The organism is Streptomyces axinellae, assembly GCF_039532135.1.
In the GTDB taxonomy this organism is placed as follows: Bacteria; Actinomycetota; Actinomycetes; order Streptomycetales; family Streptomycetaceae; genus Streptomyces; species Streptomyces axinellae.
Genome location: NZ_BAAARJ010000012.1, coordinates 18,541 through 37,856, shown reverse-complemented (window position 1 = coordinate 37,856; position 19,316 = coordinate 18,541). Strand labels below are relative to the sequence as shown.

The 19,316-nt window shown below is 73.3% G+C and carries 18 protein-coding genes; 8 read left to right on the top strand and 10 right to left on the bottom strand.

The annotated features are described in order from the left end of the window. Positions 1 to 33: 33 nt before the first annotated feature. From ABD339_RS18875 to ABD339_RS18860, 4 genes are all read left to right on the top strand, one after another. Entirely contained in the window at positions 34 to 1,641 is a 1,608-nt protein-coding gene (locus ABD339_RS18875; protein ID WP_344567545.1) for an alkaline phosphatase D family protein, read from the top strand. A gap of 38 nt (positions 1,642 to 1,679) precedes the next feature. Then, positions 1,680 to 2,228 carry a DUF1990 domain-containing protein gene (locus tag ABD339_RS18870; protein ID WP_344567544.1) on the top strand — a complete coding sequence of 183 codons (549 nt, stop codon included), beginning with the start codon at positions 1,680 to 1,682 and terminating at the stop codon, positions 2,226 to 2,228. Between the two features lie 176 nt (positions 2,229 to 2,404). Further along, entirely contained in the window at positions 2,405 to 3,877 is a 1,473-nt protein-coding gene (locus tag ABD339_RS18865; protein ID WP_344567543.1) for a GNAT family N-acetyltransferase, read from the top strand. Between the two features lie 65 nt (positions 3,878 to 3,942). Beyond that, positions 3,943 to 5,691 (top strand): DUF885 domain-containing protein, encoded by a 1,749-nt coding sequence (locus ABD339_RS18860; RefSeq protein ID WP_344567542.1) that lies wholly within the window; start codon positions 3,943 to 3,945, stop codon positions 5,689 to 5,691. Here ABD339_RS18860 and ABD339_RS18855 read toward each other — a convergent pair. From ABD339_RS18855 to ABD339_RS18840, 4 genes are all read right to left on the bottom strand, one after another. Continuing rightward, positions 5,647 to 6,108 carry a hypothetical protein gene (locus tag ABD339_RS18855; RefSeq protein WP_344567541.1) on the bottom strand — a complete coding sequence of 154 codons (462 nt, stop codon included), beginning with the start codon at positions 6,106 to 6,108 and terminating at the stop codon, positions 5,647 to 5,649. The genes ABD339_RS18860 and ABD339_RS18855 overlap by 45 nt on opposite strands. A gap of 90 nt (positions 6,109 to 6,198) precedes the next feature. Continuing rightward, positions 6,199 to 9,375 (bottom strand): AAA family ATPase, encoded by a 3,177-nt coding sequence (locus tag ABD339_RS18850; protein WP_344567540.1) that lies wholly within the window; start codon positions 9,373 to 9,375, stop codon positions 6,199 to 6,201. After that, positions 9,372 to 10,679, bottom strand: a complete 1,308-nt coding sequence (locus ABD339_RS18845) for an exonuclease SbcCD subunit D (protein ID WP_344567539.1) — start codon at positions 10,677 to 10,679, stop codon at positions 9,372 to 9,374. The genes ABD339_RS18850 and ABD339_RS18845 overlap by 4 nt, the downstream gene beginning before the upstream one ends. An 82-nt stretch (positions 10,680 to 10,761) precedes the next feature. Next, positions 10,762 to 11,427, bottom strand: a complete 666-nt coding sequence (locus ABD339_RS18840) for a YigZ family protein (protein WP_344567538.1) — start codon at positions 11,425 to 11,427, stop codon at positions 10,762 to 10,764. A 117-nt stretch (positions 11,428 to 11,544) separates the two neighbouring features. On the opposite strand from ABD339_RS18840, the gene ABD339_RS18835 reads away from it, so the two are divergent. Together ABD339_RS18835 and ABD339_RS18830 are read left to right on the top strand one after the other, a co-directional pair. Beyond that, on the top strand, positions 11,545 to 11,952 hold the full coding sequence (locus ABD339_RS18835) for a CoA-binding protein (protein WP_344567537.1): 408 nt from the start codon (positions 11,545 to 11,547) through the stop codon (positions 11,950 to 11,952). Positions 11,953 to 12,244: 292 nt separating this feature from the next. Next, positions 12,245 to 12,745, top strand: coding sequence for a GNAT family N-acetyltransferase (locus tag ABD339_RS18830; RefSeq protein ID WP_344567536.1), 501 nt, complete (start codon positions 12,245 to 12,247; stop codon positions 12,743 to 12,745). Between the two features lie 101 nt (positions 12,746 to 12,846). On the opposite strand, the gene ABD339_RS18825 is transcribed toward ABD339_RS18830, so the two are convergent. Continuing rightward, positions 12,847 to 13,410 carry a YbaK/EbsC family protein gene (locus ABD339_RS18825; RefSeq protein WP_344567535.1) on the bottom strand — a complete coding sequence of 188 codons (564 nt, stop codon included), beginning with the start codon at positions 13,408 to 13,410 and terminating at the stop codon, positions 12,847 to 12,849. Between the two features lie 33 nt (positions 13,411 to 13,443). Then, positions 13,444 to 14,016 (bottom strand): helix-turn-helix domain-containing protein, encoded by a 573-nt coding sequence (locus ABD339_RS18820; RefSeq protein ID WP_344567725.1) that lies wholly within the window; start codon positions 14,014 to 14,016, stop codon positions 13,444 to 13,446. A 106-nt stretch (positions 14,017 to 14,122) separates the two neighbouring features. Between ABD339_RS18820 and ABD339_RS18815 the strand changes: the two genes are divergently transcribed. Further along, positions 14,123 to 15,004: an EamA family transporter gene (locus tag ABD339_RS18815; RefSeq protein WP_344567534.1), complete on the top strand. Its 882-nt coding sequence runs from the start codon at positions 14,123 to 14,125 to the stop codon at positions 15,002 to 15,004. Positions 15,005 to 15,155: 151 nt separating this feature from the next. On the opposite strand, the gene ABD339_RS18810 is transcribed toward ABD339_RS18815, so the two are convergent. The 4 genes from ABD339_RS18810 to ABD339_RS18795 form a co-directional block, all read right to left on the bottom strand. After that, on the bottom strand, positions 15,156 to 15,995 hold the full coding sequence (locus ABD339_RS18810; RefSeq protein ID WP_425576027.1) for an acyltransferase: 840 nt from the start codon (positions 15,993 to 15,995) through the stop codon (positions 15,156 to 15,158). A gap of 81 nt (positions 15,996 to 16,076) precedes the next feature. Further along, on the bottom strand, positions 16,077 to 16,640 hold the full coding sequence (locus ABD339_RS18805) for a gamma carbonic anhydrase family protein (protein ID WP_425576035.1): 564 nt from the start codon (positions 16,638 to 16,640) through the stop codon (positions 16,077 to 16,079). Between the two features lie 35 nt (positions 16,641 to 16,675). Then, positions 16,676 to 17,491 carry a DedA family protein gene (locus ABD339_RS18800; protein ID WP_344567532.1) on the bottom strand — a complete coding sequence of 272 codons (816 nt, stop codon included), beginning with the start codon at positions 17,489 to 17,491 and terminating at the stop codon, positions 16,676 to 16,678. 108 nt (positions 17,492 to 17,599) lie between these two features. After that, on the bottom strand, positions 17,600 to 18,058 hold the full coding sequence (locus ABD339_RS18795) for a DUF4442 domain-containing protein (RefSeq protein ID WP_344567531.1): 459 nt from the start codon (positions 18,056 to 18,058) through the stop codon (positions 17,600 to 17,602). Positions 18,059 to 18,194: 136 nt separating this feature from the next. Between ABD339_RS18795 and ABD339_RS18790 the strand changes: the two genes are divergently transcribed. Beyond that, positions 18,195 to 19,310, top strand: coding sequence for a DUF8017 domain-containing protein (locus ABD339_RS18790; protein ID WP_344567530.1), 1,116 nt, complete (start codon positions 18,195 to 18,197; stop codon positions 19,308 to 19,310). Positions 19,311 to 19,316 lie beyond the last annotated feature (6 nt).

Here is a 19,316-nt window from a genome sequence, read left to right as displayed (position 1 = left end):
AGCGCACGCCCCGATGCTTCGAGGAGGCCCCCCATGGCACATGGCGGTCCGAGAAACGGGACCGGTCCCGTTCCGCGGAACGGCACCAGTCCCGCACGGCGCGCCGTGCTGCGCGGCACGCTCGGCGCGAGTGCCGCGCTGTCGCTGCCGCTGCTGGCCTCGGCGGCGCCCGCGCAGGCCCTGCGCGGGCGGCCGTCGGCGAAATGGGGTGTCCAGGCGGGGGATGTGACCACTTCCTCCGGGCTGGTGTGGGTACGTGCCGACCGCAGGGCCCGGATGGTGGTGGAGACGGCGGCGACGGAGGCGTTCCGCAACCCGAAGCGATGGGGCAGCCCGGTCATCGGGCGGGGCACCGACTTCACGGGGCGCGTGCCCGTGCACGGTCTGCCGCCCGGCGAGCAGATCCACTACCGGGTCACCCTCGAAGACCCGGAGGATCCCAGACGGAGGGGTGAGCCCGTCTACGGCACCTTCCGTACGGCCCCCGAGCGGCGGCGCGGGGTGCGGTTCCTGTGGTCGGGCGACCTGGCGGGGCAGGGCTGGGGCATCAACCCGGACCGGGGCGGCTATCCGATATTCGAGGAGATGCGGCGCCTGGACCCGGACTTCTTCCTCAACAGCGGCGACACCATCTACGCCGACTCCCCCATAACCGAGAAGGTCCAGCTGCCGGACGGCGGAACATGGCGCAACGTCGTCACCGAGGAGAAGTCCAAGGTCGCCGAGACGCTGGCGGAGTTCCGGGGCAACTTCCGCTACAACCTGCTGGATGAGAAGCTGCGCCGGTTCAACGCGCAGATCCCGTGGATCGTGCAGTGGGACGACCACGAGGTCCTCAACAACTGGTATCCGGGCGAGATCCTGGACGACGAGCGGTACACGGTCAAGGACGTGAGCACGCTCGCGGCACGCTCGCTGCGGGCCTTCAGCGAATACTTCCCCGTGAGCACGCTGCCCCCGAAGGACGAGGACGGCAGGGTCTACCGCGTGGTGCGGCACGGCCCGCTGCTGGACGTCTTCGTGCTGGACATGCGCGCCTACCGCAACCCCAACTCGCCGGGGCGCCAGTCCGACGACACCCAGGGCATCCTGGGCTCGGGCCAGCTGGCCTGGCTCAAGCGGGAGCTGTCGCGCTCGCGCGCGGTATGGAAGGTCATCGCCTCGGACATGCCGCTGGGACTCGTCGTCCCCGACGGTAAGACGGACGTGGAGGCGGTCGCACAGGGCGACCCGGGCAAGCCGCTGGGGCGCGAGCTGCAGATCGCGGAGCTGCTGCGGCACATCAAGCACCACAAGATCACCGGCACGGTGTGGTTCACCACGGATGTGCACTACACCTGCGCACAGCACTACGACCCGGAGAAGGCCGCCTTCAAGGACTTCGCGCCGTTCTGGGAGTTCGTGTCCGGGCCGATGAACGCGGGCGGCTTCGCCGCGCTCAAGCTGGACGGCACCTTCGGGCCGGCCCAGAAGTTCATCAAGGCCCCGGCTCGCGCGAACACCCCGCCCACCGAGGGCGGCCAGTATTTCGGCCAGGTGGACATCGACGGCGGCACCGGCGAGCTGACGGTGCGGCTGCGCGAGGAAGGCGGCGCCGTGCTGTTCACACAGGTGCTCCAGCCCGGCCGGGTCGGCCAGTAACGCGCGGTGCGGGAGCGCCTGCGCGATACTCGGCGGGTGTGAGCGATGAGCGCGACGGGCCTCCACCATCATCCCCTTTCACCTATGCCCCGGTGGGCGGGACCGTGCACGGCGGACTTCCCCCCGGTCGGCCGGGCTTGCGGGTGCGTACTCGGCTGGGCGGCGGCGAGGCGGTCTTCCGCGCGGCGTGCGATGCGGTCATGGAGTGGCGGATGCACCGCGCCATGGGGGTGCGGGTCGCGGCGGACGCGGGGCGCGCGGCGCCCGGCGTGGCGGTGACGGTCGGTCTGGGCGTGGGACGGGTGCGGGTGTACGGGCCGTGCCGGGTGGTGTGGGCGGTCGAGGAGGAGCGCCGCGCCGGGTGGGCGTACGGCACCCTGCCCGGGCATCCGGTGCGCGGCGAGGAGGCGTTCGTGGTGGAGCGCCACGAGGACGGCTCCGTATGGCTGACGGTCTCCGCCTTCAGCAAGCCGCACGCCTGGTGGACCCGCGCGCTCCTGCCCCTCGTCCGGGTCTTCCAGGGGGCGTACGCGCACCGCTGCGGGCAGGTGCTGCGCCGGCTGTCCCGAGGCGGTGCGCGGCGCTGAGGACGGCGGGCCGCCTGGTGGCGCCCAGGGCAAGGTGGTGCCCTGGAGGCCCCGGCCCGCTGACCGCTCACCGCTGACCACTCCGGAAAACGGACGATTGGCCGCCGATTGCTCTTTTTACGCACCGGTCACACCTCGTTCGTGATCACGCAACGCCCGTCGGGCAGCGTGGAGCCATGGCTGATGACCCCTTCGCCGACGAAACCGCCCAGAAGGCGTCCCGATCCCACCACTGGCGCCGCGAACTGGTCGAACTCGCGGCGCTGTTCACCGCCGTCACCGTCGCTGACACCGTGGCGAAGACCGTGGTGAACGCACCGGACGGACCCGTGACCCTGGTGGTCTGTGCGGTGGCCCTGGCGGCCACGGCCGGATGGCACACCTGGTGGGCACGCCGGCACACCCCGGCCCCGGCCGCCTCCACGCCGACCGCCCCGGCCCCGGCCCCGGCCGACGCAGCGACGGCCACGCACGGCCCCGGCGCTGACCTCGATACCGGCCCCGGCATGGCTCCCGGCGCAGAATCCGGCCGGAGCGCCCGGGGCCTCCGGAACGAGGATGTCCGGAACGATGGCGTCCGGAACGGGGAGAACGGACCCGCCACGCCGGGCGGGACGGCGCTGTGGCGCATGCGGACGACAGTGCGGGAGGAACCCGGCTCTCTCGCTTCGCTGTGCGCGGCACTGGCGGCCGGGCGCGTGGACATCCTCGCTCTCCAGACGCATCCGCTGGGCGAGTCGACCGTGGATGAGTTCCTGCTGCGCGCCCCCGCCACACTGGAGCCCCGGGTCCTCATCCGGCTCGCGGCCGGCGCCGGCGGGCACGACACCTGGACGGAGCGGGCCGACGCGCACGACCTGGTGGACACCCCGGCCCGCGTGCTGGGCCTGGCCACCCGGACGGCGCTCGACGCCGCGGAACTCCCTCTGGCCCTTCGGCAGTTGTTGGGACGATGCACTATCCGTTCCGTCCCCGGACAGGCGCCCCCGGAGGGCACCCTGGAAGGGACGGTCGTACGGCTGCCCGATCCCTCCGGAGGAGAAATCGTCGTGGAGCGGCACCATCTTCCCTTCACTCCGACCGAATTCGCCCGCGCCCGCGCGCTGGTGGAGCTGGACGCACGGCTGGGCCACCGGACCCCACCGGGCAAGGACGCGCTGACACTGCCGGAAGGGCAGGCGATCACCATCAGGCGGGCGGACGCCCAGGATCTGGAGGCGGCGCTGGCCATGCACGGGCGCTGCTCGAAGCAGACCCTCGCCCAGCGCTACCACGGCCCGGTCAAGGACGCGGACAGCTATCTGCGCCATCTGCTCTCCCCCCGCTTCGGCCGCACGCTCGCAGTGGAGACGGCCTCGGGCAAGCTGGTCGCGCTCGGCCATCTGCTGTGGGACGGCGACGAGACGGAGACGGCGCTGCTGGTCGAGGACGCCTGGCAGCGGCGCGGCATCGGCGGGGAGCTGCTGCGGCGCCTGGCCGGGCTGGCCCGCGAGGCGCGCTGCGAGAGTGTGTACGCGATCACTCAGGCGTCCAACACCGGCATGGTCGCCGCGATGCGGGGGCTCGGGCTGCCGCTGGATTACCAGGTCGAGGAGGGGACGCTGGTGGTGACGGCCTCGCTGGCGCCCGCGGCGGCGGTGCGCGGGTGAGACAGCGGGGCGCCGACACGCAATGGGGCTGACGGCGAGGGCTGGTCCGTATGAGGATGGGGCCCATGTCCGATGCAATGAACTCAGCGAACCCCGCAGGCCCGGCGGCCCCCGCGAGCCAGGCCCCGCTGCCCCGCCAGGTCGCCGACACCTATGTCGACGCGCTTGTCGAACTCGACCCGATCTCCGGCACCTACCTGGGCGTCCCGGAAAGCCACGGCAAGCTGCCCGACTTCTCCCCCGCCGGCCAGGAGGCACTGGCCGTGCTGAGCCGGACCACGCTGGAGGAGCTGACGGCGGCCGAGGCGCGGCCCGGCGGGGACAGCGACGCCGAGCGGCGCTGCGCGCGGCTGCTGAGGGAGCGGCTGACGGCGGAGCTGGCCATCCACGAGTCCCAGGAGGGGCTGCGCGCCATCAGCAACCTCTCCTCCCCGCTGCACTCGGTGCGCGGCATCCTCACCGTGATGCCGTCCGAGACCGAGGAGGACTGGGCCGCGGTCGCCCAGCGGCTGCGCGCGGTGCCGGTGGCGCTGGAGGGCTACCGCGCCTCGCTCGCCGAGGGCCTCTCGCGCGGGCTGTTCGCGGGGCCGCGCCAGGTGTCCACGGTGCTGGGGCAGCTGGCCGAATGGCTGGGCGAGGAGGGCAGCGAGGGCGCCGCCCAGGCACGCGGCTGGTTCGCGGACTTCGCATCCGGCGGGCCCGAGGCGCTGCGCGGCGAACTGGACGGTGCCGCGGGCGAGGCGACCCGGGCCATCGCCGAGCTGCGCGAGTGGCTGCGCGATGTGTACGCGCCGGGCATCGCGGGGGCGCCCGAGACCGTGGGCCGGGAGCGCTACGCGCGCTGGGCCCGCTACTGGAACGGAGCCGACCTGGACCTGGAGGAGGCGTACGCCTACGGCTGGTCGGAGTTCCACCGGCTGCTAGCCGAGATGCGCGCCGAGGCGGAGAAGATCCTCCCGAGCGCGAAGACCCCCTGGGAGGCGCTGCGCCACCTGGACACCCACGGCGAGGCCATCGAAGGCGTGGACGAGATCCGCGACTGGCTCCAGGGACTGATGGACCAGGCCATCGAGGAGCTGGACGGCACGCACTTCGAACTGGCCGAAGAGGTGCGGCGGGTGGAGTCCCGCATCGCGCCCCCGGGCAGCGCGGCGGCCCCGTATTACACCCAGCCGTCGCTGGACTTCTCCCGTCCCGGCCGCACCTGGCTCCCGACCATGGGTGAGACCCGCTTTCCCGTCTACGACCTGGTCACGACCTGGTACCACGAGGGCGTTCCCGGCCACCACCTCCAGCTCGCACAGTGGGCGTACGTCGCCGACCGGCTCTCCCGCTACCAGACGACCGTGGGCATGGTCAGCGCCAACGCGGAGGGCTGGGCGCTGTACGCGGAGCGGCTGATGGACGAGCTGGGCTTCCTGACGACGGCCGAGCGGCGGCTGGGCTATCTGGACGCGCAGATGATGCGCTCCACCCGGGTCATCGTGGACATCGGCATGCACCTGGAGCTGGAGATTCCGGCGGACTCGCCCTTCCACCCCGGCGAGCGGTGGACCCCCGAGCTGGCGCAGGAGTTCTTCGGTATGCACAGCGGGCGGCCGGCCGACTTCGTGGAGAGCGAGCTGGTCCGCTACCTGGGCATGCCGGGCCAGGCGATCGGCTACAAGCTCGGCGAGCGCGCCTGGCTGGAGGGCCGCGCCGCGGCACGCCGGGCCCACGGTGACGCCTTCGACGCGAAGGCATGGCACATGGCGGCACTGTCACTGGGCTCACTGGGTCTGGACGACCTGGTCGCCGAACTGTCGGCGCTCTGAACGCCCGCCGGTCCGGGGTCTTCCCGCGTGGAAGCCCCGGGCCGGGGCCGGCAGGTCAGGCGTGACAGGCCCGGCCGGTCTCCCAGGCGAGGGTGGTCTGGTACACATCGGGGCCGATCCGCACAAACTTGCGGGCGGGGCGCAAACGGTGCGTTCGCCGAGCTTGTTGTCCCGGACCTTGATCTCGCGGTCCTCGTCGCTGCAACTGAGCCAGTAGGGCTGGTAGTTGGCGTCGTTGTAGCCGCAGTAGAGGGACTGCGCGGCGGGTGGCGCGGCCTGCGCCGCCGCGAGCCGGGCGGGCGCCGCCGGGGCGAAGGCCGCCGAAGCGGGGGCGGCCAAGGCCGTGGTGGCCAGTGCGAAGCCCGCCGCGGCGGTCACCGCGAGCGTGGTACGGCGCACACGGGGAAGCGGGTTCATGGGGAACCTCCCGGCATTCGTTCACAGGTGAACTTCGCGTGTCCGCCAGGACGTCAAGGGCAGCCGGACCCACCGGCAAGGGGACGCGGCCTACCCGCGCGCGGGTGCGAAGTGGTGGCGAAGCCCCGATCCCGCACGGGACTTGGTGACCTCCAGCTGCGCGGGGATGCGCTGGCGCAGGTCGGCGACGTGGCTGACGATGCCGACACAGCGGTCGCGCTCGCGCAGCGAGTCGAGCACGTCCAGCACTTCGTCCAGAGTCTGCTCGTCCAGGCTGCCGAAGCCCTCGTCGATGAAGAGGGTCTCCAGCCGGGTGCCGCCCGCCTCCTCGGTGACGACGTCGGCGAGACCAAGGGCGAGGGCGAGGGAGGAGAAGAAGGTCTCGCCGCCCGAGAGCGTGGAGGTGTCCCGCTCGGCGCCCGTCCAGGCATCGACGACATGCAGCCCGAGCCCGGATCTGCCGCGCCCGGAGGCCCGTTCGTCGGAGTGCACCAGCGTGTAGCGGCCACCGGACATCCTGGCCAGCCGCGCCGAGGCCGCGGCGGCGACCTGTTCGAGCCGGGCGGCCAGCACATAGGTCTCCAGGCGCATCCGGCGTTCGTTCTCGGCCGAGGTGCCGGCCGCCAGCCCGGCCAGCCTGGCGACGCGTTCATAGGCCGTGCGCAGCGGTGTCAGGCCGCTGGCCCGTTCGGCTGCCGTGCGGCTCAGCTTGTCCAGCGCCGTGACGCGCTCCTGTGCCGCATGGCGGGCGGTTTCGGCCTGCCGCAGCCCCCGCTCGGCCTCCTGCGCGGCGGTCTCGGCGAGGGCGACATCGGCGGCGGGGTGCTCGGCGGCGGCCAGCAGCGCGGGGTCGGCCAACTCCTCGCGTACGGCGCTCTCCTCGGCCTGCCGGCGCTCCAGGCGCTCGCGCAGTGCGCGCCGGTCCGCCTCGGGCAGCACGGCGCGCTCGGCCTCGTCGGCGCTTTCGAATCCGGCCTGCCGGGCCGCGTCGGCGAGCCGGTCTGTCGCCTCTTCGAGGCGCTCGGCGGTGCCGCGCGCGCCGCGGGCCGCCTCCGCCGCCTCGGCCAGCAGGGCCACTCGGCGCTCCAGCTCGGCGGCGCGGGCGGCGACGCTGGGCGCCCCGCCCCGGGCGCGCTCCAGCCGTTCGGTGAGGGCGGCCCGCTCGCGCAGCAGTGCGTCGCGACTGGAGGCGCGGGAGGCGGCGCGGCGCTCGGCGTCCTGGCGCTGGGCGAGGCGTTCGTCGTGCTCGCGCTCGGCGGCGGCCAGTGCCTCGCGCGCGTCATGGGTACCGGCGGCCTCGGCGTGTGCGGCGGCGTGCCCGGCCTCCAGTGCGGTGACGGAGGAGGCGAGTGCCGCCACGCTCTCGCCGCCGGATCCGGCCTCGGCCGCCGCGTGGCTCTCGCGGAGCGCGGCCAGGCGCAGCGCGGCCTCGTCGCGTCGCTCGCCCGCCTCGCGCGACTCCCGCAGTGCCTGTTCCTCGGCGGCGCGATCGACGTGGCCGGCTTCCTCGCGGGCGGGCGCGGGGTGTTCGACGGCGCCGCAGACGGCGCAGGGGTCGCCGTCCTTGAGCCCGGCGGCCAGCTCGGCGGCGATTCCGCGCAGGCGGCGCTCGCGCAGCTCCAGCCAGTGCTCGTGCCTGGCGGCGGCCGTCTCACGGGCCCGCAGCAGCCGTTGATCGGCTTCGCGCACCTCGTCGGCGAGCTGGTCGCGGCGGCGGGCTGCCTCCAGCCGGGTGCGGGCGGGGCGCAGCTCTCCGGCGAGTCGTTCGGCACGTGTGGCGGCCTCCTGTGCCGCCTCGGCGCGCTGCTGGAGGGCATGCCGCTGCTCGTCCCAGTCCGCGAGCCACTCCCCCGTCTCGCGCAGCAGTTCCTCGTCGGCGCGGTATTCCTCCTCCAGGCGGCGCAGCTGGCCGCCGATCGCGGCGGCGCGGGGCTCTTCCTCGCGTGCGGCGCCCAGCGCGCCCAGTTCCTGGCGCATCTCGCGCTCCCGGGCCGCGAGCCGCTCCGGCGGCTCCTGGGCGAGCACCGCGGGGAGCGCGCCGCGCGCGTGCCGTTCGGCGGCGTCGGCCCGTGCGTGCGCGTCGCGGGCTGTGGCACACAGACCGAGGGCGGGGGCGACGGCCTCCGCCGAGCGTGCGCGCTCCAGACGGCGGTGGAGTGCGGCGCTCTCCTCGGCCCGGGCCGCCAGCTCGGCGGCACGCTGCTGGGCTCGGGTGAAACGCTGCTGTTCGCGGGCGAGTTGGCGGGTGTGCTCCAGTTCCTGTGCCGCCTCGGTGTGCCGGTGTGCGGCCGTCTCGGCGGCGAGGGTGAGCGAGGTGAGCCTCTCCCGCGCGTAGGCGCGGGCCTGGGCGGCCCAGCACAGCACCGCGTCCGCGAGGCCGGGGTCGCCGGGCGCGAGCGGCGCGGGCCCCGGCTCGGTGCGGCGGCCGGCGCCGCGCTCCGGCTTGGTGCCGCGCCCCGCGCCGGCGCCCCGCGCGGTGCCGGGGGCGGGTGGGCCGCTGTGGCCGGTGCCGGTGCGTTGAGCGGGCAGCGCGCGGCTGGAAGAGCTGCGCGCGCCCTCGGCCGTGGGGCCCTCGCCCAGCTCGGGCGGGTCCCCTACGGCCTGGCGCATGCGGTGGGCGAGGGCCAGCAACTCCTCGTCGCCCGCCGCGACATCCTGCTGGGCGCCCTTGCGCATGCGGGCCAGCTCTTCCTCGACGGCGGCGAACCGCCCGGTGTCGAACAGCCGTCCCAGCAGTTTGGCGCGGTCCTCGGCCCCGGCCCGCAGGAACCGTGCGAATTCGCCCTGGGGCAGCAGCACCACCTGGCAGAACTGGTCCCTGCTCATGCCGAGGGCCTGGCCGATCTCCTCGCCGATCTCCTGGTGGGAGCGGCTCAGGGCCTGCCACGCCCCGGTGTGCTCGTCCCATGCGCGCAGCTCGCAGTGGGCGCGCTCCCGGGTGAGACCGCTGCCGCGCGCCTTGGGCCGGAGCTGTTCGGGAGACCGGGTGATCTCCAGCCTGCGCCCGGCGACGGTGAGATCGAGGACGACCTTGGTGAGGTGGCGCGGCTCGGCGTGGTCGCTGCGCAGGCTGCCGCCGGGCTGCTGGCGGGCACCGGGGACGCCGCCGTAGAGGGCGAAGCACACAGCGTCGAGCACGGAGGTCTTGCCCGCGCCGGTGGGCCCGTGGAGCAGGAAGAGGCCGGCTGAGGAAAGACTGTCGAAGTCGACGGTGTGGGTGGCGCCGAAGGGGCCGAACGCGGTGAGCGTGAGCCGGTGCAGCCTCATCGGACCTCCCCTCGCGGCCGGGAGGCGGCCCGCGGGGAGTCCGCGTCAGGCCCGTCCGTGTGCCGTTCGGGTGGGTCGAAGGTGCCGGGCGGGTAGGAGTCCCGCGCTGCCGCCGCCCTTCCCCGCTCCGCCGGCTCTTCCTGGGCCGCCGCTTCCTCCCTCCCGGCGAGGCGCGCCGCCTCCAGAGCGGCGCCGAGCATCTCGCGCTCCTCCGGCTCCGCGTGGCGGCCGGGGCGTACGTGCCCGACGAAGTCCTCCGCGATCTGCCGGTCGCTGCGGCCCCGGAGCCGCAACGCGTAGGAGACCGTGTCCTCGTCCTCGTCGCGCGCGGGGTCGAAGACGAGGCTGACGGTGTGCGGGAAGCGCTTCTCCAGGCGGGCCATGGGCTCGGTGGGTCGGGCGGCGTCGGTGAGGGTGGCCTCCACCCAGGAACCGGTGTGCGGCTCGTGCGCCGGGTCGGCCAGCAGCTGTTCGAGGGTGCCGCGCAGCCGGGCCAGCGGGCGCGGCACCGGGCAGGGCAGGCGCTCGGCGGCCAACTGGCCCTCGGGGCCGAGGTCCACCAGCCACATGGATTTGGAGTGTCCGGCCTCGGAGAAGGAGTAGGCCAGCGGGGAGCCCGAGTAGCGCACCCGTTCGGTGATGGTCTGGCAGGTGTGCAGGTGGCCCAGTGCCGCGTAGTCGATGCCGTCGAAGGCCGAGGCGGGCACAGAGGCGACGCCGCCGACCGTGATGTCCCGCTCGCTGTCGGAGACTTCGGCACCGGTGACGAACGCGTGGGCCAGCACGACGGAGCGGGTGCCCGGAGACCGGGCTGCGAGGTCCTCGCGGACGCGGTTCATCGCGGCACGCAGCACTGCCGGGTGGCCGCTCTTCTCCGCCCCGAGCGTCTGCCGGACGAGGGAGGGCTCCAGGTAGGGAAGCCCGTAGAAGGCGACCTGTCCGCCGTCGTCGTCGAGGAGGACGGGGCTGGCGCAGGCGGCCGGGTCGGTGCGCAGGTGAATGCCCGCGCGGTCCATGAGGCCGGAGCCGACGCCGAGCCGCCGGGCCGAGTCGTGGTTCCCGGAGATCATGACGGTGGGCACGGACAGCTCCGCGAGACGGTGCAGCGCGCTGTCGAACATCTCGACGGCGGGCAGCGGTGGCACGGCGCGGTCGTAGATGTCCCCCGCGACGAGCACCGCGTCCACGGCACGCTCCTCGACCGTGGTGACCAGATGATCGAGGAAGGCGCGCTGGGCGTCCAGGAGGTTCACGCGGTGGAAGCTCCGGCCCAGATGCCAGTCCGAGGTGTGCAGCAGACGCATGGTCAACGACCATAAGGCCCGCCACTGACAGCGCCCGCACGGCCTCGGCCCCGGCGTCCGCGCATCGGGTTCAGCCCCCTGCTCAGACGGTGCCGAACGCCTCACCGCCCGCCGTCAGGCGCGCCGTGCCCGAGGTCGCGTCGGCCAGCCAGGTGCCGAAGGCGTCGATGTCGGCCTCGGGCAGGCCGAGTTCGATGGTGACCTCCGCCCCGTAGCGCACCTCGCGCACCTCGCGGCCCGTGGCGCGCAGGTCGTTCTCCAGCCGTCCGGCGCGCTCGTGCCCGACGGTGATGCTCACCAGCCGGAAGCGGCGGCGGGTGACGGTGCCGAGGGCGTCCAGCGCCTCGCCGACAGCTCCGCCGTACGCGCGGATCAGCCCGCCGGCGCCGAGTTTGACGCCGCCGAAGTAGCGGGTGACGACGGCGACGGCGTAGCGCACGTCCCGCCGCAGCAGCATCTGCAGCATGGGCACCCCGGCGGTGCCGCCGGGCTCGCCGTCGTCGCTCGCCTTCTGGATGCCGGCGTCCACGCCGATGACGTACGCCGAGCAGTTGTGGTTGGCGGCCGGGTGCTGTTTGCGGATTCGTGCGATGAACTCCTGCGCCTCGGCCTCGGTGGCGGCGGGCGCGAGGGCGCACAGGAAGCGGGAGCGGCTGATCTCGGTCTCGTGCACGCCTTCGGCGGCGACGGTGAGGTACTGCGAGGGCCCGCCGGGCCGCTCCGGCTGGTCGCGCTGCTCCTGCTGCATCCATCCAGCCTATGGCCCGGCGAGCGGGAATCGTCGGGCGGCGGTGTCCGTTGCGCAGGAGGCGGGGCGCCGTCGTGAGGCGGGCCTCGGATCGGAGAACCGGAGGGCGGAGAGACGATGTACGGCGACCAGGCGACGGTACGCGGCATTCTCACGGAGCTGGGCGACACCTGGGCGGTGGTGGGCCTCTCGGCCAACGCGTCGCGGGCGGCCTACGGGGTGGCCCAGGTGCTCCAGCGGTACGGCAAGCGGATCGTGCCCGTCCATCCGAAGGCCGAGGCGGTGCACGGCGAGCCGGGTTACCGGAGTCTGGCGGACATCCCCTTCCCGGTCGATGTGGTGGACGTCTTCGTCAACGCGCGGCTCGCGGGCCAGGTCGCGGACGAGGCGGTGGCGGCCGGGGCCAAGGCGGTCTGGTTCCAGCTCGGCGTCATCGATGAGGCGGCGTACGAGCGCACCCGCGCGGCCGGGCTGGAGATGGTCATGGACCGCTGTCCGGCGATCGAGATCCCCCGGCTCGCATGAAGGACGCTGGCTAGTGCCGTGACCGGCGATGTTTGCCCGTCGAGGAGCGTCGTCGTGGGGGCACCGCCCGCGCGAGCGGAGCCGAGCGTGCGATCGCAGGCGGCCGGAGGTCCTTGTAGCAGAGCTACCAGGGCTTTTGGCCAACGCCGCTGGGGGCGCCCCCTGCTCGTAGAGCTCGGGGGAGTGCGTGCCGGGCGGCGCGACAGGGCAAAGCTTGCCGGGAGGGGCACCAGGTGGGCCGTGCACGGGGCGCACGGATGTGCGGGTACGGGCGTGCGCTAACGTCCGGCGCATGAGCACGACAAGAAACGTCCCGGTCAGGTGCGCCGGGCCGCAGGATGCCGAGGAGATCGTGCGGCTGCGCCGGATCATGTTCGCCGCGATGGACGGCGAGGACCGGCCCGGCGCCTGGGAGCGGGATGCCGCGCTCATGGTGCGCCGGGGCCTGGCCGAACCGCACCCGTCGCTGATGGCGTTCGTGGTGGACGGGGACGGGCCGGGCGAGCATCAGCTGGCGGCGAGCGCCATGGGGCGGATCGAGGACCGGCTGCCGGGACCGCGCAATCCGGCGGGGCGCTTCGGCTTCGTCTTCAACGTCTGCACCGACGAGCCCTACCGGGGCCGGGGCTACGCGAAGGCCGTCACCGAGGCGCTGCTCGCGCGCTTCGCCGAGCGCGGCGTCGTCCGGGTGGACCTGCACACGACCGCGGAGGCCGAGGGGATCTACCGCGCCCTGGGTTTCGCCGAGCGCGCCACCGCGCTCTCCCTGACCCTGGCCGAGCGGCGCGTATAGACCGGCCGCTCCACAGCCGGACACCCGCGTCCTGCACTCGGCCGGCCCGGCTCTCGACCGCCTGCCCGCCCGGGAGAGCCGGGGGCGCGGGGCGCCCCTGGTCAGGCGGCGTGCCGGCCCAGCCCCTCCACCAGTTCAGCGCCCGGGAGCGAGGCCAGCGCCTTCCCGGGCACGATCAGCTTGCCCCGGCGCCTGCCGCTGCCGACCAGCACCCAGGGCAGGGCGGCCACTTCGGTGTCGATCAGCAGCGGCCACCCGGCGGGCAGGCCGAGCGGGGTGATGCCGCCGAATTCCATGCCTGTCTCACCGACGGCCGTCTCGTGGGGCGCGAAGGAGACCTTGCGGGCGCCCAGTTGCCGCCGCGCCACTCCGTTGACGTCGGCGCGGGCGGCGGAGAGCACCAGGCAGGCGGCGAGGACGCGCGCACCGCCCTGCTTGGCGGCCACGACCACGCAGTTCGCCGAGTTCGCCAGCAGGTCCCGGCCGTATGTCTCCACGAAGGCGACTGTGTCCGCCTTCTCCGGGTCGGTGTCGACGTAGAGCACTTGGTCGGCGGGGACGGGACCCTGCCACTGGCGTACGGCGGCGGCGACGGGCGCGATGAGCTGGTCCAGCACCTCGGGTGCGGGAGTGGCGTGGTCGAAGTCTCCGATGGGCGAGCGCATGGCTGGCACCTTAGCCGCTGCGCGGGGGCGCGCTCAGCGTGGTTCGGGGACCGAGACGGCCATCGACAGTTCGACGGGGGCGCGCTCCTCGTTGCGGTATCCGTGCGGGAGGTGGGCGGCGAAGCAGGCGGAGGTGCCCGCGGGGACCCGGTGGTCGGCGCCGTCCACGGTGAGGGTGAGGGTGCCGGCCGTGACGTGGAGGAGTTCGGTGGTGCCTTGCGGGTGGGGGTCGGAGGAACGGCCCTCGCCGGGCATCAGTTTCCACGACCACAGCTCCAGCGGCCCCGGCGCCTCGGTGCCCGTCAGCAGGGTGCCGTGGCTGCCCGCCTCGGTGGACCACAGCCGGATGGCCTGCTCCGGCGGCACCAGGCGCACCCGCGGTGCGCTGTCGAAGTCGAGGAGCGAGGTGATGCTGATGCCGAGCGCGTCGGCGACCTTGACGACGGTGCCGACGCTGGGGTTGGTGCGGGCCTGTTCGATCTGGATGAGCATGCCGCGGCTGACGCCGGCGCGTGCGGCCAGCGCGTCCAGGGTGAAGCCGCGTTCGGTGCGGAAGCGTTTGAGGTTGCGGGCGAGGGCCTGCGTGAGGTGGTCAAGGTCCGTCACAGTGGTCCGCACCGTCCAAAATACTAGATGGCAATGTACACTCGACTGAACTACGGTGTGCCGTACCTGAGCGTTCATCCCACCGTACTTCGAGGAGCCCCGCCCCATGACAGCTGCCTTCGCCCTGGCCACCAGCCTGCTGTGGGGGCTGGCCGACTTCGGCGGCGGACTGCTCAGCAAACGGCTGCGCGAACTGACGGTGGTCGTGGTCTCCCAGGGGACCGCGGCCCTCGTGCTGGCCACCGTGGTGCTGGCGACCGGCGCGTGGAGCGAGCTGGACGCACGGCTGCTGGGATGCGCCGTCGCGGCCGGCGCCATCGGGCCGGTCTCCATGCTGTGCTTCTACCGCGCGCTGGCCGTCGGTCCGATGGGGGTGGTCTCGCCCGTGGCCACACTGGGGAGCGTGGCCGTGCCGGTCGGCGTGGGGATGGCCCTGCACGGCGAGCGGCCCGGACCGCTCCAGGCGGTGGGCACCCTCATCGCCGTGGCGGGCGTGGTGCTGGCCGGCGGGGTGGGCGGCGGCGGAGCGCCGGTGCGGCAGCGCACCATCGTGCTCACCCTGGTCGCCGCCCTCGGCTTCGGCGCGACCATGAGCCTGGTGGCCGAGGCGTCCGCCACCGTCACCGGGCTCTTCCTCACGCTGCTCGTCCAACGGGTGGTCAACGTCCTGGTGGGCGGCGGGGCGTTGTACGTTTCCGTACGGCGGGGCACGCCCGCCCTCCCCGGAGGCCCCGAAGGCGGCGTGCGCGCGATCTGGCGCGCGCTCCCGGCCCTGAGCTTCGTGGGCCTCGCGGACGTCGCGGCCAACGGCACGTACGCGGTGGCCGCACAGCACGGCCCGGTGACCGTCGCCGCTGTGCTCGCCTCGCTCTATCCCGTCGTCACCGCGCTGGCGGCGCGGGGCGTCCTCCAGGAGCGGCTGCGCGCACTCCAGACCGCGGGCGCGGGACTGGCCCTGCTCGGCACGGTGTTGCTGGCCTCGGGCTGAGACGGCACGAGTGCGGAGTGCGTGAGAGGCCGCGCTACAGCTGCCGCAGTGCGTACAGCAGCAGCGCGAAGCCCTGGACCGCCACGGCGAGCGCCAGCAGGAGGCGCAGGGTCCGGTTGCTCACAGGGCGCCTCCGCGTGCGGGCAGGTGGTCAGCGATCGGGTGCCGTATCCAGTGTGCCCGGCCCGGGGGCCGAAGCACCGTTCCCCTCGCCCCGGCGCCCGGATCCCCCGGCGCCGTCCGTCCCGGCGCCCGCCTCCGCCTCGTACTCGGCGCGTGGCTGCGGCAGTTCGGCGAGCGCGAGCAGTTCCTCGGGGGTGACGCCCTCGGGCACCGGGACCGGCGGCGGGGTGCGCAGCGGAGGGAGCCAGCCGGCCTCCGGGTCCAGTCTGCGTACCACCTTGGCGGGCGCGCCTGCCACCACCGCGTGGTCGGGCACCTCACCGCGCACGACAGCACCCGCCGCCACCACCACGTTGCGGCCCAGCCGGGCGCCGGGCAGCACCACCGCACCGGCGCCGAGCCAGCTTCCGGAGCCGATCTCGACGGGCGCGGAGCGCGGCCACTGCTTGCCGACGGGACGGGCGGGATCGTCGTAGGAGTGGTTGGTGGAGGTGATGTACACATACGGGCCGCAGAAGACGTCGTCGCCGACCACGACCCCGGTGTCCGCTATGACATGGCTGCCCCTGCCCAGCACCACGCCGTTGCCCAGCAGCAGCACGGCATCCGGACCCAGGTCGAGGTCGGGCATCATCCCGGCGGTGAGCGTCACGTCCTGGCCGACGACACAGTGGTCCCCGATCTCGATCCAGGGCGCCCCGAAGATCGTGCCCTGCGGGAAGGCGAGCCGGGTGCCGGCGCCGATCCGGCGGAACGCGTACGGCCCAGGGCGCTGGGCGGTGACGGCGCCCGCCCGCTGGATCCGGCGCCAGATTCCGTGCACGGCTCGGGAGGTGAGGGACGAGAACGTGTTCTGGATCGAGGGCACGCGGTCACCGTACTGCCCTGCCGCCGGGCAGCCCCGGTGACCTTCCTCACGAGGCCGCGAGCGGACACCGCCGCCCACCGCTCAGGAGTCCGCGGGCTCCTGGTCGTGGGCAGGCCGCCGGGCGTCGGCCGGTACTCGGGCGACGACGGCCCCGCGGTGCTGCTGTGCCAGGTCCACATAGACGAGCGCGTTCAGCTTGATGCCCTCGCGCTCCTCGTCGCTCAGCTCACGCCTGACCTTGCCCGGGACCCCGGCCACCAGGGAGCCCGGCGGTACGGTCATGCCCTGCGGCACCAGCGTCTGGGCGGCAATGAGCGAACCCGCGCCGATGTGCGCGCCGTTGAGGACGGTTGCACCCATGCCGACCAGGACGTCGTCCTCGATCGTGCAGCCGTGCAGCACGGCGTTGTGGCCGACCGTGACGCCCTTGCCGAGGGTGACGGGGAATCCGGCATCGACGTGCACGGTGCTGTTGTCCTGGATGTTGCTGCGCTCGCCGAGCACGATCGGCTCGGCCTCGGCGCGCAGCACGGCGCCATACCACAGGCTCGATCCGGCGGCCATGACCACCTCACCGACCACGACGGCGGACGGAGCGGCGAAAGCCCCGGGGTCGATTCGGGGCTGACGGCCTCCCACGGCCATGACCAGTGCGCGCTCAGGCACGGCGTTCTCCGTTCTCAGTCCGCCGCGGGCACGGCCCCGGGGCTCTCCCCGGCGGACTCCGTCCTGTCCCGAGTACCGTGCCGGTCCGCGCTCTTCGCACTCACCTCACCGGTGCTCACATCCCCGGTGCTCCCACCCGGGACGCCCTCGCCTGCCGCGTCCTCGTCCAGCGGGCTCTGCCCGGGGACGGCCCCCTCCCGCGCGTCACCGCTCTCCGCGTGTTCCGCGAGGGACTTGGCCGCGCGGCGCTTGACCACCAGCATGGAGCCCGCCCCGAGCAGCACCGCGAGCACGAGGCCGAGCCAGGAGAAGCGCTTGAGCCACGCCTCGGCGACGATGCCGACGTAGTAGATGACGGCCGTGGTGCCGCCGGCCCACACGGCGCCGCCGAGCACGTTCGCCGTCAGGAACTTCCAGTACGGCATCTTCAGCACCCCGGCCAGCGGCCCCGCGAAGATCCGCAACAGGGCGATGAAGCGTCCGAAGAAGACCGCCCACATGCCCCAGCGCTGGAAGGAACGCTCGGCCGTGGCCACATGTCCGGGCCCGAAGTGCTTGGGGAACCTGCCCCCCAGCCAGACCAGCAGGGGCTTGCCGCCCTTGCGTCCGATGCCGTACCCGATCGAGTCCCCGATGATCGCGCCGGCGGTGGCGCACACCCCCAGGACCACCGGATCGATATGCCCCTGCTGAGAGGCCAGCAGCGCGGAGCTGACCAGCACGATCTCCCCGGGGAGCGGGATCCCCAGGCTCTCCAGCCCGATGACCACCCCCACCAGGAGGTAGACACTCACGGCCGGGATGCTCTCCAGCCACTCCTGGATGTGCAACTACGGGTTCCTCTCAAGGGTTTCGGAGCACGGTTCCAGGAAGCCTACTCGATCACACGGGCGAGCCGTCTCCGGCGGCCAGGGCGGGCAGGGCGCGTACCGGCCCGGTCAGTCGTGGGGCCGCAGCGTCCACACGACCGTCATCTCGCTGGTCACGTCGCCGTCGGCACGGGTGACGGCGACGGTCACCGGGAACTCGGGGCGCTCGCCCCCCTCCAGCTCGGCCAGGACCTCGGCGACGGGCCGGCCCAGCTCGGCGGTCGCGGTCAGGTCGCCCTTGGCCAGCTTCTTGTAGCGGACCTCGGCGTGGACCGGGAGCGGCACGGCGCGCGAGAGCTGATCGGCGAAGGCCGCCAGCACGACGGCGCCACTCGCCGATTCGGCGAGGGTGAACATCGCACCGGCGTGGGGGCCGCCGACGTGGTTGTGGTATTCGCTCTGGTCCGGCAGCGCGACGACGGCCCGCTCGGGCGTGGTCTCCAGGTACCGGAGGTTCAGGGTGCGGGCCATCGGGACCGAGGCCGACATCAACTCGCCTATGGAAGGCTCGTGCGACTGTGCTGACATGCCCGCACGTTACCACCGAGTAATAGGACAGGCAGCGTCTTCGCACACCCGCTCCCCGCTCGCTCGTGTAGCGGGTCCGTACCGATCGGCGGGCGGACGTAGTCGGCGTTCCGCGCACACCATAAGGTTGTCGGCCATGTGGCCAGGACAGCAGCAGCCGGGGGGCGAGCAGAACCCTCAGCAGCCCAACCCGTACCAGCAGCCGGGATATCAGCAGCCGAATCCGTACCAGCAGCCCGGCTACGGGCAGCAGCCGGGCACGGGACAACAGCCCGGCTACGGGCAGCAGCCAGGAACGGGCCAGCAGCCCGGGTACGGCCAGCCCGCGGGCGGGCAGCAGCCGAGCCCCTATGCCCAGCAGCCGGCAGGCCCCGGCCAGCCGGGCCAGTGGGGTCCGGCGAGCGTGCCGGGCGGCCCGCAGGCGCCCAAGGGCGGGGGCGGCGGCAAGCAGAAGACCGTGATCATCTCGATCGTCGCCGCGGTCGCGGTGGTGGCCGCCGCGGTGACCGGCTACGTGGTCCTCGGGGGCGACGACGGCAAGGACGAGGCGTCCGGCAAACCGTCGGCGAGCGCGAAGCAGAAGGAGAGGAAGTCCGAGGACGAGGGGTCAACGGGCGGCAGCACCGAACCGGGCGGGGGCGGCGGGGCCGAGGAGGATCCCTCCAAGCCGGTGATCTCCGGCTGGCAGACCGTCGTCAACCCCAAGTGGTACTCGGCGTTCGACGTGCCCAAGACCAAGGACTGGACGGTCCAGAAGCCCGGTGTCATCACCGGCTTCGAGGACGACAAGGGCAAGGTCATGGTCGCCATGTCGGCACCCGCCTACTACAAGGACAAGTGGTGCAAGGACAGCAGCCGCGCCGCCGTCGGCACCAAGGGCGCGCAGGGCTCCAAGGACACCGAAGAAGCCGCCAAGATAGCGGCCGAGAACTTCGCCATAGCCGGCTACGACCAGAAGCAGAAGGGACACCTCAGCCAGACGAAGACGAAGCCGTTCAAGAACAAGCACGGCATCAAGGGCCACACCGCCATGGTGACGTTGACCGGGGCACCGAAGGAGGACAAGTGCGCCACCAGCGCCGCCAAAGTCGTCACGGCCTCCTGGATCAACACCAACGGTGACCTGGCGATCTGGGTCCTCTACACGGACGCCGGAGTCAAGGACGAGGTGCCGGACGCCACGATCAAGAAGATGCTCTCCAGCCTGCGCAATTACGAGGCATCCGGCGACGAGGACGAGCCGCGCGGCTGACCGGAC

What these genes read in the sequence shown, in the direction of transcription:
- ABD339_RS18825 (WP_344567535.1), bottom strand. Translation starts at nt 13,410, where the DNA reads ATGCGCTCGCCCATCGGAGACTTCGACCACGCCACTCCCGCACCCGAG.
- ABD339_RS18850 (WP_344567540.1), bottom strand. Translation starts at nt 9,375, where the DNA reads ATGAGGCTGCACCGGCTCACGCTCACCGCGTTCGGCCCCTTCGGCGCC.
- ABD339_RS18860 (WP_344567542.1), top strand. Translation starts at nt 3,943, where the DNA reads ATGTCCGATGCAATGAACTCAGCGAACCCCGCAGGCCCGGCGGCCCCC.
- ABD339_RS18815 (WP_344567534.1), top strand. Translation starts at nt 14,123, where the DNA reads ATGACAGCTGCCTTCGCCCTGGCCACCAGCCTGCTGTGGGGGCTGGCC.
- ABD339_RS18845 (WP_344567539.1), bottom strand. Translation starts at nt 10,679, where the DNA reads ATGCGTCTGCTGCACACCTCGGACTGGCATCTGGGCCGGAGCTTCCAC.
- ABD339_RS18840 (WP_344567538.1), bottom strand. Translation starts at nt 11,427, where the DNA reads ATGCAGCAGGAGCAGCGCGACCAGCCGGAGCGGCCCGGCGGGCCCTCG.
- ABD339_RS18835 (WP_344567537.1), top strand. Translation starts at nt 11,545, where the DNA reads ATGTACGGCGACCAGGCGACGGTACGCGGCATTCTCACGGAGCTGGGC.
- ABD339_RS18790 (WP_344567530.1), top strand. Translation starts at nt 18,195, where the DNA reads ATGTGGCCAGGACAGCAGCAGCCGGGGGGCGAGCAGAACCCTCAGCAG.
- ABD339_RS18830 (WP_344567536.1), top strand. Translation starts at nt 12,245, where the DNA reads ATGAGCACGACAAGAAACGTCCCGGTCAGGTGCGCCGGGCCGCAGGAT.
- ABD339_RS18875 (WP_344567545.1), top strand. Translation starts at nt 34, where the DNA reads ATGGCACATGGCGGTCCGAGAAACGGGACCGGTCCCGTTCCGCGGAAC.
- ABD339_RS18865 (WP_344567543.1), top strand. Translation starts at nt 2,405, where the DNA reads ATGGCTGATGACCCCTTCGCCGACGAAACCGCCCAGAAGGCGTCCCGA.
- ABD339_RS18805 (WP_425576035.1), bottom strand. Translation starts at nt 16,640, where the DNA reads ATGGCCGTGGGAGGCCGTCAGCCCCGAATCGACCCCGGGGCTTTCGCC.
- ABD339_RS18855 (WP_344567541.1), bottom strand. Translation starts at nt 6,108, where the DNA reads ATGAACCCGCTTCCCCGTGTGCGCCGTACCACGCTCGCGGTGACCGCC.
- ABD339_RS18795 (WP_344567531.1), bottom strand. Translation starts at nt 18,058, where the DNA reads ATGTCAGCACAGTCGCACGAGCCTTCCATAGGCGAGTTGATGTCGGCC.